Below are 14,766 nucleotides of genomic sequence, written 5' to 3' on the forward strand. Positions count from 1 at the left end.
CATGAGAGTCAGCGTTTTCGGGCTCGGCTACGTGGGCTGTGTGTCGGCCGCGTGCCTGGCCGACATGGGGCACGAGGTCGTCGGGGTGGACGTGAACCGGGTGAAGGTCGACCTGGTCAACGACGGCCGGGCCCCGGTGGTGGAGGAGCGGATCGGGGAACTCGTCGCCGAGGTCGTGCGGACGGGGAGGCTGCGCGCCACCACCGACGTGCGTGAGGCGATCGCGGACAGCGAGGTGTCGCTGGTCTGCGTGGGCACGCCGTCGGAGCCCAACGGCAGCCTGTGCACGACCTACTTGGAGCGGGTGACCGAGCAGATCGGCGCGGCCCTGGCCGAGCGGGGCGGACGGCAGACGGTCGTCTTCCGCAGCACCATGCTCCCCGGCACCTGCCTGAACCTGCTGGTGCCGATCCTGGAGAAGTACGTCGGCGGCACGGCCGGGGTGGACTTCGGCGTCGCGGTCAACCCGGAGTTCCTGCGCGAGGGCACGAGCGTGCGGGACTTCTTCGACCCGCCGAAGACCGTCGTCGGCGAACTCGACCCGGCGAGCGGCGACGTGGTGGCGGCGCTCTACGACGGCCTGCCCGGAGAGGTGTTCCGGGTGCCGGTTCCGACGGCCGAGGCGATCAAGTACGCGGACAACGCGTTCCACGGCCTCAAGATCGGCTTCGCCAACGAGCTGGGTGCGGTGTGCCAGGCGCTCGGGGTGGACTCGCACCAGGTGATGGACGTGTTCCTGGCCGACCGCAAGCTGAACATCAGCCCCGCCTACCTGCGGCCCGGCTTCGCCTTCGGCGGTTCCTGCCTGCCCAAGGACCTGCGCAGCCTGGTCCACGCGGCGCGGCGGGCCGACGTCTCGGTGCCCATCCTCTCCCACGTGCTGCCCTCCAACTCCGCGCACCTGGACCGCGCGGTGGAGCTGGTCGAGCGCACCGGGAAGCGCCGGGTGGGCCTGTTCGGGCTGTCCTTCAAGCCCGGCACCGACGACCTGCGCGAGAGCCCGCTCGTCGAGTTGGCGGAGCGGCTCTTCGGCAAGGGCTACGACCTGCGCATCCACGACGCCAACGTGAGCCTGTCCCGGCTGCTCGGCGCCAACCGCGAGTACGTGGAGACCCGGCTGCCGCACCTCGCGCAACTGCTCGCGGACTCCGTCGGCGACGTGCTGGAGCACGCCGAGGTGTGCCTGGTCGGGACCAGGGACCCGGCCGTGCTGTCGGCGCTGCCGCACGGCGGGAGCGGCCCGGCGCTGATCGACCTCGTCCACCTTCCCGACGCCGACGCGCGCCGGACCGAACCGGGGTACGTGGGCCTTGCTTGGTGACAGAGCGTCCGGCGGCAGAACCTCCCGCGACACCCCGCCCGGCGGCGGTCCCGGCGGCCGGCGGCCGGGCCGGCGCGCGCTGATCCTGGTGGAGAACCTGTCGGTGCCCTTCGACCGGCGGGTCTGGCAGGAGTGCACGACACTGCGCGACGCGGGCTGGACGGTGGACGTCATCTGCCCCCGGGGCAGCAAGCGGGACACCGAGGCGGAGGCGGAGATCGACGGGGTGCGGATCCACCGCTACCCGTTGCGCGCGGCCACCGGCGGCCCCGCCGGGTACCTGCGGGAGTACGGCGCGGCGCTGTGGCACACGGCGCGGCTGGCCTGCCGGGTCGGACCGGTCCACGTGGTCCACGCCTGCAACCCGCCCGACCTGCTGTTCCTGCCGGCCCTGTGGCTGAAGCGGCGCGGCGCCCGGTTCGTCTTCGACCAGCACGACCTGATACCCGAGCTGTACCTCTCGCGGTTCGGGCGCGGCAAGGACCTGCTCTACCGCGCCGTGTGCGCGCTGGAACGGCTGACCTACCGGGCCGCGGACGTCGTGCTCGCCACCAACGAGAGCTACAAGGACGTCGCGGTACGCCGCGGCGGGCGCCGGCCCGAGGACGTGTACGTGGTGCGCAGCGCCCCCGCGTCCGACCGGTTCCGACCGGTGCCGCCCGAGCCGGAGTTGAAGCGGGGCAAGCCCCATCTGCTGTGCTACCTGGGCGTCATGGGCCCCCAGGACGGCGTCGACTACGCCCTGCGGGCCCTGGCGAAACTGCGCGACGAGCACGGCCGGACCGACTGGCACGCGGTGTTCGTCGGCTCCGGCGACGCCTTCGACGCGATGGTGGAGCTGTCCCGCGCCCTCGGCCTCGACAAGCAGGTGCAGTTCACCGGGCGGGTCCCGGACGCCGAGCTGGTGCGCTACCTCTCCACCGCGGACGTGTGCCTCTCCCCCGACCCGCGCAATCCGCTCAACGACGTGTCGACCATGAACAAGGTTCTGGAGTACATGGCGATGGGCCGCCCGATCGTCTCCTTCGACCTCAGGGAGGCCCGGGTCTCCGCCGGTGACGCCGCCGTCTACGCGACCGCCAACGACGAGGCGGAGTTCGCCGGACTCGTCGCGCGGCTGCTGGACGATCCGGAACAGCGGGCCCGGATGGGCGAGATCGGCCGGGAACGGATCAACGGGCGGCTCTCCTGGCGCCATTCGCAGGCCGCGCTGCTCACCGCGTACGCCGCCGCCTGCGGCGACCGCACTCCGCCGGCACCCCGGCCCGGGCGGGGAGGGGGCCCCACCGGTGAGCGATGACGCGATACGCCTGGTCACGATCGGACGGCTGCTCCGCCGCCGCCTGCGGTTCCTCGCCGTCCTCGCCGTGGCCGGCGCGCTGGCCGGCTACGGCGTCTCGGTGCTGTTCCCGCCGCGCTGGACGGCGTCGGCCTCGGTCCTGCTGCCGGGCCAGTGGGAGGAGCGCGAGCTGGTGACGCAGGTCGAGATCGCCACCAGTTCCACGGTGGTCGACCGCGTGGCGGAGGCACTGGACCGGCCGGGACTCGGCGGCGCCGAGCTGCGCGAGCGGGTGAGCGCCGAGGCCGCCGACGGGAACATCATCAGGATCTCGGGCACGGACGACTCCCCCGGACGCGCTCAGCGGCTCGCCGACGAGGCGGCCCGGGAGTTCGTCTCGTTCGCCGCACGGATCGCGGGCGGCGACACCGATCCCGGCGCGGCGTCGGGGCCCGGGGCGCTGCGGCAGCAGGTGTCGCAGACCAACCGCCGCATCAGCGAGCTGGCGGGCGCCGCGGACCCCGGGCAGACGGTGGAGAGCGTGCAGGCCCGCACCGAGCTGGAGAAGCTGCGCTCGGCGCTGCAGGAGGCCATGGAGAAGCTGGAGCAGGCCGACCCGGCGAACAACGCGGCCGGGCTGGTCGTGATGGGTCCTGCGACCCGCCCGGCCGGCGAGGCACCGCCGACGCGGCTCCAGTTCGTGGCCGGCGGGGCGCTGCTGTTCTTCCTGCTCGCGGTGGCCGGCCATCTCGCCGCCGCCCGGGCCGGCCGCAGGCCGCGCACCGAGGCGGAGACCGCGGCGGCGCTGGGCTCGGTGCCGCTGGGCGCCGTCGACGTGCCGGCCGGGCGGCGCGCGGACCGGCCGGCGGCGCGCGGCGCGCGGGCCCGGATCCGCCGGCTCCTTGGCGCCGACGCCCGGTGGGACGTGCCGGTTCCCCGGGCGTCCGGCGACGAGGCGGGGCTGCGGCTCCGGCACCGGCGGGTGTGCGCCCGGCTCCGGGAGCGGGTGCCGTCCGCCCCGGCGCTGCTGGTGCTCGTACCGGAGGGCGACGAGGTCGCGCGCCGGGCCGCCGGGCAGCTCGTCGCCGAGGCCGGGGGCGATCCGGTGCTGCGGGTGGTGGACGTCGCGGTGGAGCGGCCCGTGGTGCCGGACCGCGACACGGAGTCCGGCGCGCTGGTCGTGCTCAGCGCGGGCAGCCGGACCGCGGAGCAGCTCGCCGACCTCGCCGAGGCCTGTGCGGACGGCGGGCACGAGGTCGTCGGCGTGGTCGTCGCCCGGCCGGTACGGACCCGTACGACGCGCTCCGCCGGGCGGCCGGCACAGAACGGCACCGCGGCCGTCGCGGTGGGGGGCGGCACGACGGGGGGTACCGCGTGACGACGGACGTGACCTCGACGGACACCAGGAACACGAAGGCCGCGACGGGCGCGACGAGTTCGCCGGGCCCGTCGGGTACGACGACTGCGACGGACACGGCGGACACGACGCGTACGGCCGCGCAGTCGCCGGCCGCCGTTCCGCTGGTCGACCTGCACGCGCTGGTGGTGGCGGTGCGCAGGCGCCGCCGGCTGTGGTGCTCGCTGGCCCTGCTGGGGCTGCTGGCGGGTGCGGCGGTGGCGGTCCTGCTGCCGCCGTCGCCGGCCGCGGTGGCCAAGGTCCTGGTCGCGCACAAGGACGACCAGCCGAACGACACCGGGACGCTCATCCGTACCGACGTCGAACTGCTGGGCACCACGCGGATCGCGGGCCAGGCGCTGCGGGCCCTCGGCTCGTCCGAGGAGCCCGAGGAGTTCATGCGGGACTACCGGGGCACCGGCCTGACCAACAACCTGCTGCGGATCGACGTGACGGGTGGCAGCGACGCGGAGGCGGTGGCCCGGGCCGGGGCGCTGGCCGACGCGTTCGTCGCGGACCACGTGCGGCGGATGCGGCAGAGCGCCGAGGCCGAGGCCGACGCCCTGCTCGACCAGCGCGACCGCATGCGGGACGAACTCGCCGAGGTCAACGAGGCGATCGGCGACCGGTCGCCCGACGCCGAGGACCCGAAGGCGTCGGCGAGCATCGAGTCGCTCTTCGCCCGCCGGGCCGAACTCGACTCGCGGATCGCGGAGTTCGACCAGCGCTCCGCCGAGGCCCGCACCGGCACGCCCGCGGTCGTCGCCGGCACGCAGATCGTGGACGCCCCGCACGCGGTGCGGCACTCCCCGGTCCGGGCCGCCGCCACCGACGCCGGGATCGGACTCGCCCTCGGCCTGGTCCTCGGGCTCGCGCTGGCCGCGGTCGGCTCGGTGGTGGCGGACCGCCCCGTGCTGCGCCGGGACGTCGCGGCGCACCTGGGCGCCTCGGTCCTCGCCGAACTGCGCCGGGTGCCCCGCGGGCCGGGCGGGCGGGGCCGGCGGCGGACCCGCGCGGCCCGCGACCGGCTCACCGCGACCCTGGCCCGTACCGTGCGCGGCTCCGCGGAACCGGTGTCACTCCTGGAGCTGGGCTGCGCGCGCGGCACGAGCCTGATCGCCCTGGACGTCGCGGGGGCCCTGGCGGCGGACGGCCCGGTGGTCGTCGTCGACGGCCTGCCCGGCCCGGCACTCGCCCGGGCCCGCGCCAGGTCCGGCGGACCCACCGTGGTCGGCGCCGAGCGCGCGGCGGCCGAGCCCGCCGGGGTGCGCCTGCTCGGCGTCGGCTCGGTCGCGCCCGGCACGGCCTGGACCGACCTCCCGCACCTCGGCTCCCGGACCGTGCTCGTCGTACGCGCCGGGCACGCCGGCACGGCGTGGCTGCACACCGTGGCACGGCACCTCGCCGACCTGCGCGTCACGGTGCTCGGTGTGGTGCTGCTCGACCCCGATCCGCGGGACCGGACCGACGGCGTGCTGTGGGACGGGCCGCACGCGGCGGCACGCGGCCACGACGAGCGGCCGGACCGGCACAACGGCACGGCACGGACCCGGGCGGAGCGGCCGCCGGCGCCGGTCGCACGGGTCGCGGACGGCGAGCAGGAGGCGCGGTAGATCATGTGTGGCATCGCAGGCACCTACGGGTGGCCGGACGGCAAGGCGGTGACCGACCGGCTCACCGACGTCCTCGCCCATCGCGGGCCGGACGGGGCGGGCCGGTACAGCCACCCCGTCGGCGACGGCGAGGTGCAGCTCGGGCACCGCAGGCTGGCGGTCGTCGACCTGTCGGAGACCGGCGCCCAGCCGATGGTCTCGGGCGGCCTCGCCCTCACCTACAACGGCGAGCTGTACAACGCGCCCGAGCTGCGCGCCGAGCTGACGGCCGCCGGGGTGCGCTTCCGCGGCACCTCCGACACCGAGGTGCTCCTGGAGGCCTGGCGCCGCTGGGGCACGGAGTGCCTGCCCCGGCTGCGCGGCATGTTCGCGTTCGCGGTCTTCGACGAGCGCACCGGCGACCTGGTGCTCGCCCGCGACCAGCTCGGCGTCAAGCCGCTGTTCCTGCTGCGGCGCGGCGCGGGTCTGGTGTTCGCCTCCGAGCTGAAGGCGCTCGCGGCCGTGACCGGCGGGTCCCTGGAGGTGGACCACGCGGCGCTGGTGGCCTCGCTGCTGTACTACTGGGTGCCGGACTCGCGGTGCGCGTTCCGCGAGGCGGAGAAACTGCCGCCGGGCAGCTGGCTGCGGTGCCGGCCCGACGGCCGGGTGGAGCGCGGCCGGTACTGGAACCTGAAGGACGTCGCCGCGGAGGGCCGGGAGCGCGCCCGCAGCGGCGAAGCGCCGGACCTGGCCGCCGTCGTCGAGGAGTCGACCCGGCGCCACCTGCTCTCGGACGTGCCGGTGGCGGCCTTCCTCTCCGGCGGGCTCGACTCCAGCTACCTGACCGCGCTGGCGGCGCGCGAGCGGCCCGGGCTCTCCGCCTACACGATCGGCTTCCGCGCCGAGGACGCCAGGTTCGAGGCGATGCCGGACGATCTGCGCCACGCCCGGCGGGTGGCCGAGCGGTTCGGCGTCGACCTGCACGAGATCGAGATCGCCCCGGACGTGCTCGACCTGCTGCCCCGGATGACGTACCACCTGGACGAGCCGATCGGCGATCCCGCCGCCATCAACACCTTCCTGATCTGCTCGGCCGCCCGGGAGGCCGGGGTGAAGGTGATGCTCTCGGGGATGGGCGCCGACGAGCTGTTCGCCGGGTACCGCAAGCACCTGGCCAACGTGCTCGCGGTGCGCTACCGGCGCGTCCCGCGGCCCCTGCGGCGCGGGGTGTCCTCGGCGGTGGACCGGCTGCCGGTCGCGTCGAGCCGCCGCGGGTACCGGTCGGTGCGTTTCGCGAAACGGTTCCTCTCCTTCGCCGATCTGCCGGAGGAGACGGCGTTCCGGCGCAGCTACACCATGTACGACCGGGAGGAGCTGCTCGCCCTGCTCGATCCGGACCTGGCCGGGACGGTCGAGGACGTGCTGGCCGAGCACGCCGACGTCTACCGGGACAACGACCTGGACGACTTCGTGAACCGGATGTGCCTGGGCGACGCCCGGATGTTCCTGCCGGGCCTCAACCTCGCCTACACCGACCGGGCCAGCATGGCCGCGTCGACCGAGGTGCGGGTGCCGTACGTGGACGTCGAGGTGGTGCGGGCGGCGTTCGCCGTGCCCGGCGACCGCAAGATCGTCGGACGGCAGGGCAAGGCCGTCCTGAAGGAGGCGGCCGTATCGGTGCTGCCCCGGGAGATCGTGTACCGGCCCAAGGGGCTGTTCAGCGCCCCGCTGCGGGCCTGGATGAGCCGGGACCTGGCACCGCTGGTGCGCGAGGTGGTGAACGACGGCGAGCTGGTCCGCTCCGGGCTGCTGCGCCGCGACGCGCTGCGGCGGCTGGTCGCCGAGGACGCCGCGGGGCAGCGGGACTTCTCCAAGCACCTGTGGCACGTGCTGACGCTCGAGTACTGGTACCGCGGCGCCGTCTCCGGGGCGGGCCGGGCCCCCTCGCCGACGACATGACGCCGCGCCGCCCGGACGGACCTCCGGCACACGGACGACTGACAGGCAAGCAACCGGCCGACGGACAGAAGGACTTCGGGTGAAACAGGTCGTGCAGAACTACAGGAGCGGCGAGCTGGCGCTGCTCGACGTGCCGGTGCCGGGCTGCAAGCCGGGCGGTGTGCTGGTGCGGACCGCCTACTCGCTGATCTCCACCGGCACCGAGCTGATGAAGGTCTCCGAGGCCGGCCTGTCGATGCTGGGCAAGGCCCGTTCCCGTCCCGACCAGGTGGCCAAGGTGGTGCAGAGCGTGGCCACCAACGGGGTCCCCGCCACCTACCGCAAGGTCATGGGCAAGCTGGACTCCTACACGCCGCTGGGCTACTCGCTGTGCGGGGTGGTCGAACAGGTCGGCGCCGGGATCGACGACGTGAAGGCCGGCGACCTCGTGGCCTGCGCCGGGAACGAGCACGCGCTGCACGCCGAGCTGAACTGGGTGCCGCAGAACCTCTATGTTCCGGTGCCCGACGGCCTTGAACCCCGGCAGGCGGCCTTCGGCACGGTCGGGTCGATCGCCCTGCAGGGCGTCCGCCAGGGCGAGTCGCGGCTCGGCGAGGTGGCCCTGGTCGTGGGGCTCGGGCTGATCGGGCAGCTGGTGGTGCAGTTGCTGACCGCGTCGGGAGTACGCGTCGTCGGCGCCGATCCCGACCCGGCGCGCTGCGAGTTGGCCGAGCGGCTGGGCGCGGCGGCCTGCGGCGATCCGTCCTCCCCCGCCGTCGAGAGCGCCGTCGCCGGACTCACCGACGGCCACGGCGTGGACCAGGTGTACCTGGCCGCCGGGGGCGGCAGCAATCAGCCCGTCGAGCTGGCCGCCCGGCTGTGCCGGGACCGCGGCCGGGTCGTCGACATCGGCAAGTGCCGGCTGGACCTGCCGTGGAACGCGTACTACGAGAAGGAGCTCGACGTCCGTTTCTCCCGCAGCTACGGCCCCGGGCGCTACGACCCGGAGTACGAGCTGGAGGGGCGGGACTACCCGATCGGCTACGTGCGCTGGACCGAGCGCCGCAACCTGGCCTGCTTCCTCGATCTCGCCGCCCGGGGCCGCGTGGACGTGGCGCCCCTGATCTCCCGCACCGCCGACTTCGGCGACGCGGTCGAGACGTACCGGAGCCTTGAGGACGGCCGGCTGAAGGCGGTGGCCGTGCTCTTCCGGTACCCCGGGCAGGAGTCCCCGGACTCGACACCGACACCGATCCCGGCGCCGACGCTGACCGTGCCCGCGGTCGGCGGGAGGCGGAACCGGGCCGCCGGAGCCGCCCGGGCCGCGAACGCGCCGGTGCGCCTCGCCTTCGTGGGCGCGGGGAACTACGCGAGCTCGATGCTGCTGCCGCACCTGGCCCGGCGCGACGGCGTCGAGTTGTCCGCGGTCGTCACCACGACGGCGCTGTCCGCAGCCAACGCGCAGCGGAAGTTCGGGTTCACCGGGGCGACCACCGACCTCGACGCCGTACTGGGCGACAAGTCCGTGGACGCGGTGTTCGTCGTCACCCGGCACAGCTCGCACGCCGAACTGACCCGCAGGGCACTGCTGTCGGGCAAGGCGGTCTTCGTGGAGAAGCCGCTGGCGCTCAGCGAGGACGAGCTGTCCGGCGTGCTCGCGGCGGTGGAGGAGTCCGGCAACGACCGGCTGCAGGTGGGTTTCAACCGCCGGTTCGCCCCGCTGCTGCGGGAGGCGAGTCGGCAGTTCGGCGCCCGCACCGGGCCGGGACACGTCCGCTACCTGGTCAACGCGGGCCGGCTGGACCACGGCAGCTGGTACCTCCGGCAGGGCACCGAGGGCTCGCGGTTCGCCGGAGAGGGCGGGCACTTCGTCGACACGGCGAGCCGGCTGCTCGGGGCCGACCCGGTCTCGGTGTACGCGACGGCGACGCCGGGGGGCGAGGACCTCCAGGTCGTCCTGCGCTACCCGGACGGGTCCACCGCCACCATCGCCTACGTCACCACGGGCCCGTCCGGGTTCCCCAAGGAGACCGTGGACCTGGTCGCGGACGGCCGGGCGCTGCGGCTGGACGACTTCCTCCGCGCCACCGTCTACGACGGCCGCCGCAAGCGGTGGGTCGGCCCGCGGCTGCCCAGGGCCCGGGACAAGGGCCAGTCCGCCGAACTGGCCGCGTTCGTCGGGGCGGTGCGGACCGGCGGTGCGATGCCGGTGCCGCTGGAGTCGCTGGTCGCCACCACCGCGGCGACCCTCGCCGTACCCGCCTCGCTGGCGGCCGGCACGCCGGTGGCCCTGGCGGAGGCGCGATGACCATGAGTGCGGGCTGGTATCTGCGGCGGCTGTCCCGGATGGGGCCGCGGGAGGTCGGCGGCCGGGCGGCCGACGCCGTGCGCAGGCGCCGGTGGCGGTCGGCGCGGCCCGCGTGCCCGGCCGTGACCGGCGCCCGCTTCACCGCCGTCCTGCCCGCCGGGGCGGTCGCCGCGGTGGCGCCGGACGCCGCGAAGCGGCTGGTCGCCGAGGCGGACCGGCTGCTGGCCGGGCACGTCGAGTACTTCGGAGTGCTCCGCGACGACCTGGCCGACCCGGACTGGTGGTACGACCCGAAGACCGGGCGCCGGGCGCCGTGGGGCTACGCGTTCGACGTGCCGTACCGGGACGAGGAGGCGGTCGGGGACATCAAGCAGATCTGGGAGCTGTCCCGGCACCAGTACCTCACCGTGCTCGCCGCCGCCTACGCCGTCACCGGCGACGAGCGCTACGCCGAGCGCGTCGCCGAGCACCTGCGGTCGTGGTGGGCGTCCAACGCGCCGCTGCGGGGCGTGCACTGGACCAGCGGCATCGAGCTGGGGATCCGGCTGCTGTCCTGGGTGTGGATCCGCCGGCTGCTCGACGGCTGGCCGGGCGCGGCGGCCCTGTTCGAGGGCAACCCGGTGGCGCTGGACCAGATCTGGCAGCACCAGCGCTGGCTGGCGGCCTTCCCCAGCCGGGGCTCCTCGGCCAACAACCACGCCGTCGCCGAGGCCGCCGGGCAGTTCGCCGCGGCCTGCGCGTTCGGGTGGTTCCCCGCCTCGGCGCGCTGGCGGGCGGACGCGCTGCGGTCGTTGGAGCGGCACCTGCGGAGCAACACCTTCGGCTCCGGTCTCAACCGCGAGCTGGCCACCGAGTACCACGGGCTCGTGCTGGAACTCGGCCTGGCCGCGCTGGCGGAGGCGGACGCCGCCCGGGTGCCGGTGCCCGCGACGGTCCGGCTGGTGCTGCTGCGGATGACCGACGCGCTCGCGGCCGTCGTGGACGATTCGCTGCGGCCTCCGCGCCAGGGGGACGCGGACGACGGGCACGGGCTGGTCGTGGACGGCGCGGGCACCGACCGCTGGGCGTCGCTGCTGGCCACCGGGGGCGCCGTGTTCGGCCCGCTCGACTGGTGGCCCGCCGTCACCGGCACCGACGTGCGCACCCCGCTGCTGACCGCGCTCGTGAGGCCGTACGGGAAGGAGGGCGCCGCGCCCGCCGTGTCCCGGCCGGCGCGCCGGCCCGCCCACTTCGCGGACGCGGGACTCACCGTCCTGCGGGGTCCGGCGGGGATCTGGTGCCGCTGCGACGGCGGTCCGCACGGCTTCCTGTCCATCGCGGCGCACGCCCACGCGGACGCGCTGTCCGTGGAGGTCCGGCACGACGGGGTCGACGTGCTCGCCGACCCGGGGACGTTCTGCTACCACGGGCAGCCGGTGTGGCGGCGGTACTTCCGCTCGACCCTCGGCCACAACACCCTGGAGCTGGACGGCACCGACCAGTCCGTGTCCGGCGGCCCGTTCCTGTGGACCCGGCACGCCCGCAGCCGGGTCCTGGCCGTTCAGACACCGCAGGAGGGGGTGTCCCGCTGGTGCGCCGAGCACGACGGCTACGGGCGTACGGTCCACCGGCGCCGGGTGGAACTGGCGGACGCGAGCCGGGAGTTGCGGGTAATCGACGAGGTGCGCGGCGAGGGCCGTGCCGTACGGCTGGCGTTCCACCTGGGCCCGGCGGTGGCCGCCGATCTGGCGGGGAGCCGGGCGGTGCTCACCTGGGCCCGGGACGGCGAGGAACGCTCCGCGCTGCTCGACCTGCCGAGCCGGCTCTCCTGGCGGGCGCACCGCGGCGAGAGCGACCCGCCGCTGGGCTGGTACTCCCCCGGCTTCGGCCGCAGGGAGCCCGCCACCACGCTCGTCGGCACCGGCTTCGCCGACGGCACGGAGCGGTTCACCACCGTGCTCGCGTTCGACGACCAGTGACACGACGACCGGCGACGACCAGGGAGGAGGGAGGACGCATGGGGACGGACACCGGGACGAAGCGGCGGCACCGGGCCTGGCGGGCGGCACCGCTGGTGCTGGCCCTGCTGGCGGCGGCCGGCTGCGACAGCGGCGGCGACGGTGACCGCGGCGCGCCGGACGCGCGGCCGGGGTCGGGCGCCGCGCCCTCCGCGTCCTCCCCGGCCGGGGAGCGGTCGGTGGCCCGGGTGTGCGCCGATCCCGCCGCGGGGCCCGGGAAGGCGCCCGCGGGTGCGGTGACGGTCGACCCCGGCGTCGTCGGCGATCTGGCCGCCAAGACCAGGAAGCACCCGCCGCACACCACGTTCTGGCTGCGCCCGGGCAGGCACCGGCTCGATCCGGACCGTTTCGCCCAGGTCGTCCCCAAGGAGGGGAACACCTACCTCGGCGCGCCGGGCGCGGTGCTCGACGGCGGCAGGACCAACCAGTACGCCTTCGGCGGTACCGCACGCGACGTCACCATCGGCCACCTGACCGTGCAGAAGTTCGCCGCGCCGCACGACGAGGGCGTGGTCAACCACGACTCGGCCGACGGGTGGGTGATCGAGCACGCCACGATCCAGTACAACTCCGGCGCCGGGCTGATGGCGGGCGCCCGCCAGAAGGTCTCCGCCAGCTGTCTGCGCGGCAACGGCCAGTACGGCATGAACGCGTACAAGGCCGACGACTCCATCACCGGCCTGGTCCTGGAGGGCAACGAGATCACGGGCAACAACACCGGCGACTGGGAGCGGCGGCGGCCGGGCTGCGGCTGCACCGGGGGCGTCAAGTTCTGGGCCGTCGACGGCGCCGACATCCGCGGCAACTGGGTGCACGACAACCGCGGAACCGGGCTGTGGGCTGACACCAACAACAACGACTTCCGCGTCGAGGGCAACGTCTTCGAGGCCAACGACGGCGCCGCCCTGATCTACGAGACCAGCTACAACGCGGTCGTCCGGGACAACACGATCCGGCACAACAACTGGGTCGAGGGCCGCAGGTACGCCGACCGCGGCGACACCTTCCCGTTCGCGACCGTCTACCTGTCCGAGTCCGGCGGCGAGCCCCGGGTCGAGGCCCGGACCGACAGGATCGAGGTCTACCGGAACGTGTTCGAGGACAACTGGTCCGGGATCACCCTGTGGGAGAACGCCGACCGGTTCTGCAACAGCCCGGCCAACACCTCCTCCGGCGACTGCACGCTGCTGGTGGAGGACGTCGACCGCTGCGCCCGGCCGGGAATCGCGACCGCGCCGCTCTACTCCGACTGCCGGTGGAAGACCCAGCGCGTGGACATCCACGACAACCGCTTCACGCTGGACACCTCCGTCGTCGACTGCACCGAGATGTGCGACCGCATGGCGGTGCTGGCCAACTACGGCACCTACCCGGAATGGTCGCCGTACCAGGGCGAGCTGGTGGCCGACGCGATCACGAGCGGGCAGCACAACCGCTGGCACGACAACACCTACGCCGGACCGTGGAAGTTCGTCGTGCACGACCCGAGCCGGGTGCTCGACTTCGGTCAGTGGCGGGACGCGCCGTACCGGCAGGACGCGGGCAGCACCCTGCGCGCACGGGACGGTGGTTGAGATGAGCGCCGGGCAGGACGGGACGCGCACGGAGCGCGCGCCGAGGGCCGTGGGCACCGTGTGGGGGCTGCTGGTCCTCAACACCCTCGGCTCCGCCGGGGCGGAGACGATCGTGCCGCTGCCCCGCTCGCTCATCCAGATGGTCACCATGGGCGCGCTGGTCGCCGCGTTCGCGCTGGCGCTCGCGCTCAATCTCCGGCTGCGGGTGCGGGCCGGCGCCTACCTGTTCCTGCTCTCGCTGCTGCTGGTGCCGAGCCTCGTCTCCAGCGCCGGCCTGGAGTCGGGCTTCGGGGCGCTGTTCCGCTGCGCCCGGCTGGGTCTGTTCATCGGCACGCTGTGGCTGCTCAGCCGCTGGTGGGACGGCGGCACGACCTTCGTCCGGCACCACATCCGGATGTACTTCCTGGTCCTCGGGTCGGTCGTCGCCGGCGCGCTGATCTCACCGGGCGCGGCCCTGCCCGACCTCTACGGCGGGCGGCTGGTCGGCGCGCTGTGGCCGCTGACCCCGCCGCAGATCGGGCAGTACGCCGCGGTGGTCACGGGGCTCGCCGTGCTGCTCCTCCTCGGCCGCCGCACCGACCGGGTGAGCGCGGCCGTGGTCGTCGTGCCCTCGCTCGTGCTGCTCGTGCTGACCCACACCAGGACGGCCACGATCGGGCTGCTCGTCGGGCTGGCGCTGGCCGTCGGCTCGCTCGTCCCGACCAGCGCCGCCGCCCGCCGGTTCTTCGCCCGTGCGGCGCTGTGCGCGGCGGTGGCCGCGGTGGGGTTCGCCGCCGCGTTGCGGGCGTGGTTCCTGCGCGGGCAGGACGAGGAACACCTCTCCAGCCTCACCGGCCGGGCCAAGGTCTGGGACGCGCTGCTGGCCGAACCCCGCTCGATCGGTGAGCAGGTGTTCGGCGTGGGCCTGGGCGACAAGTCCTTCGGCGGGCTGCCGATCGACAACAGCTGGCTGGCCGTCTACCACGAACAGGGGCTGACCGGCGTCGGTCTGGTGGCCGCGTTCGTCCTCGTGCTGGGCGGTGTCGCGCTGCTGCGGCCGCCGTCGCTCTCCCGGGCCTGCGCGATCTTCCTGATCGCCTACTGCGCCCTCGCGTCGTACACCGAGGCGGGGCTGGGTGACGCCTCGCCGTACCTGCTGCACCTGGCCGTGGCCGCCTCGCTGCTGGCCGCGCCCGCCCCGTCCGCGGCGCTCCCGGCGCCCGAACCCCCTCGTCGTCGTGTGCCGCGCCGGGCCCGGCAGTCGGAGGTGACCTGACATGCACGTCCTCGTGGTGCACAACCGCTACGCCTCGGCGCAGCCGAGCGGGGAGAACAAGGTCGTCGACCAGGAGGTGGCGCTGCTGCGCGAAGCCGGTCACCGG

The 14,766-nt window shown here is 74.7% G+C and carries 9 protein-coding genes; all 9 read left to right on the forward strand.

Going from position 1 to position 14,766, the window contains the following annotated elements; all coding sequences use genetic code 11:
* Position 1: 1 nt before the first annotated feature.
* Positions 2–1,321 (forward strand): nucleotide sugar dehydrogenase, encoded by a 1,320-nt coding sequence (locus IG94_RS0106030; protein WP_031032100.1) that lies wholly within the window; start codon positions 2–4, stop codon positions 1,319–1,321.
* The gene (locus IG94_RS0106035) at positions 1,311–2,621 is read left to right on the forward strand and encodes a glycosyltransferase family 4 protein (RefSeq protein WP_372459473.1); all 1,311 of its coding nucleotides are present in this window, start codon (positions 1,311–1,313) and stop codon (positions 2,619–2,621) included. The genes IG94_RS0106030 and IG94_RS0106035 overlap by 11 nt, the downstream gene beginning before the upstream one ends.
* A complete protein-coding gene (locus tag IG94_RS0106040; RefSeq protein WP_031032105.1) occupies positions 2,611–3,978 on the forward strand; it encodes a Wzz/FepE/Etk N-terminal domain-containing protein in 1,368 nt (455 codons plus the stop codon). Before IG94_RS0106035 ends, IG94_RS0106040 begins: the two co-directional genes overlap by 11 nt.
* Positions 3,979–4,121: 143 nt before the next feature.
* Positions 4,122–5,609, forward strand: coding sequence for a Wzz/FepE/Etk N-terminal domain-containing protein (locus tag IG94_RS0106045; RefSeq protein ID WP_052410564.1), 1,488 nt, complete (start codon positions 4,122–4,124; stop codon positions 5,607–5,609).
* 3 nt (positions 5,610–5,612) lie between these two features.
* Positions 5,613–7,547: an asparagine synthase (glutamine-hydrolyzing) gene (gene asnB, locus IG94_RS0106050; protein WP_031032109.1), complete on the forward strand. Its 1,935-nt coding sequence runs from the start codon at positions 5,613–5,615 to the stop codon at positions 7,545–7,547.
* A gap of 79 nt (positions 7,548–7,626) precedes the next feature.
* The gene (locus IG94_RS0106055) at positions 7,627–9,834 is read left to right on the forward strand and encodes a bi-domain-containing oxidoreductase (protein WP_031032112.1); all 2,208 of its coding nucleotides are present in this window, start codon (positions 7,627–7,629) and stop codon (positions 9,832–9,834) included.
* Positions 9,831–11,792 carry an alginate lyase family protein gene (locus IG94_RS0106060; RefSeq protein WP_031032114.1) on the forward strand — a complete coding sequence of 654 codons (1,962 nt, stop codon included), beginning with the start codon at positions 9,831–9,833 and terminating at the stop codon, positions 11,790–11,792. Before IG94_RS0106055 ends, IG94_RS0106060 begins: the two co-directional genes overlap by 4 nt.
* Before the next feature lie 38 nt (positions 11,793–11,830).
* Positions 11,831–13,405, forward strand: a complete 1,575-nt coding sequence (locus IG94_RS0106065) for a right-handed parallel beta-helix repeat-containing protein (RefSeq protein ID WP_031032117.1) — start codon at positions 11,831–11,833, stop codon at positions 13,403–13,405.
* Between the two features lies 1 nt (position 13,406).
* The gene (locus IG94_RS0106070) at positions 13,407–14,660 is read left to right on the forward strand and encodes a membrane protein (protein ID WP_031032119.1); all 1,254 of its coding nucleotides are present in this window, start codon (positions 13,407–13,409) and stop codon (positions 14,658–14,660) included.
* Positions 14,661–14,766 lie beyond the last annotated feature (106 nt).

Source organism: Streptomyces olivaceus (assembly GCF_000721235.1).
GTDB lineage: Bacteria > Actinomycetota > Actinomycetes > Streptomycetales > Streptomycetaceae > Streptomyces > Streptomyces olivaceus.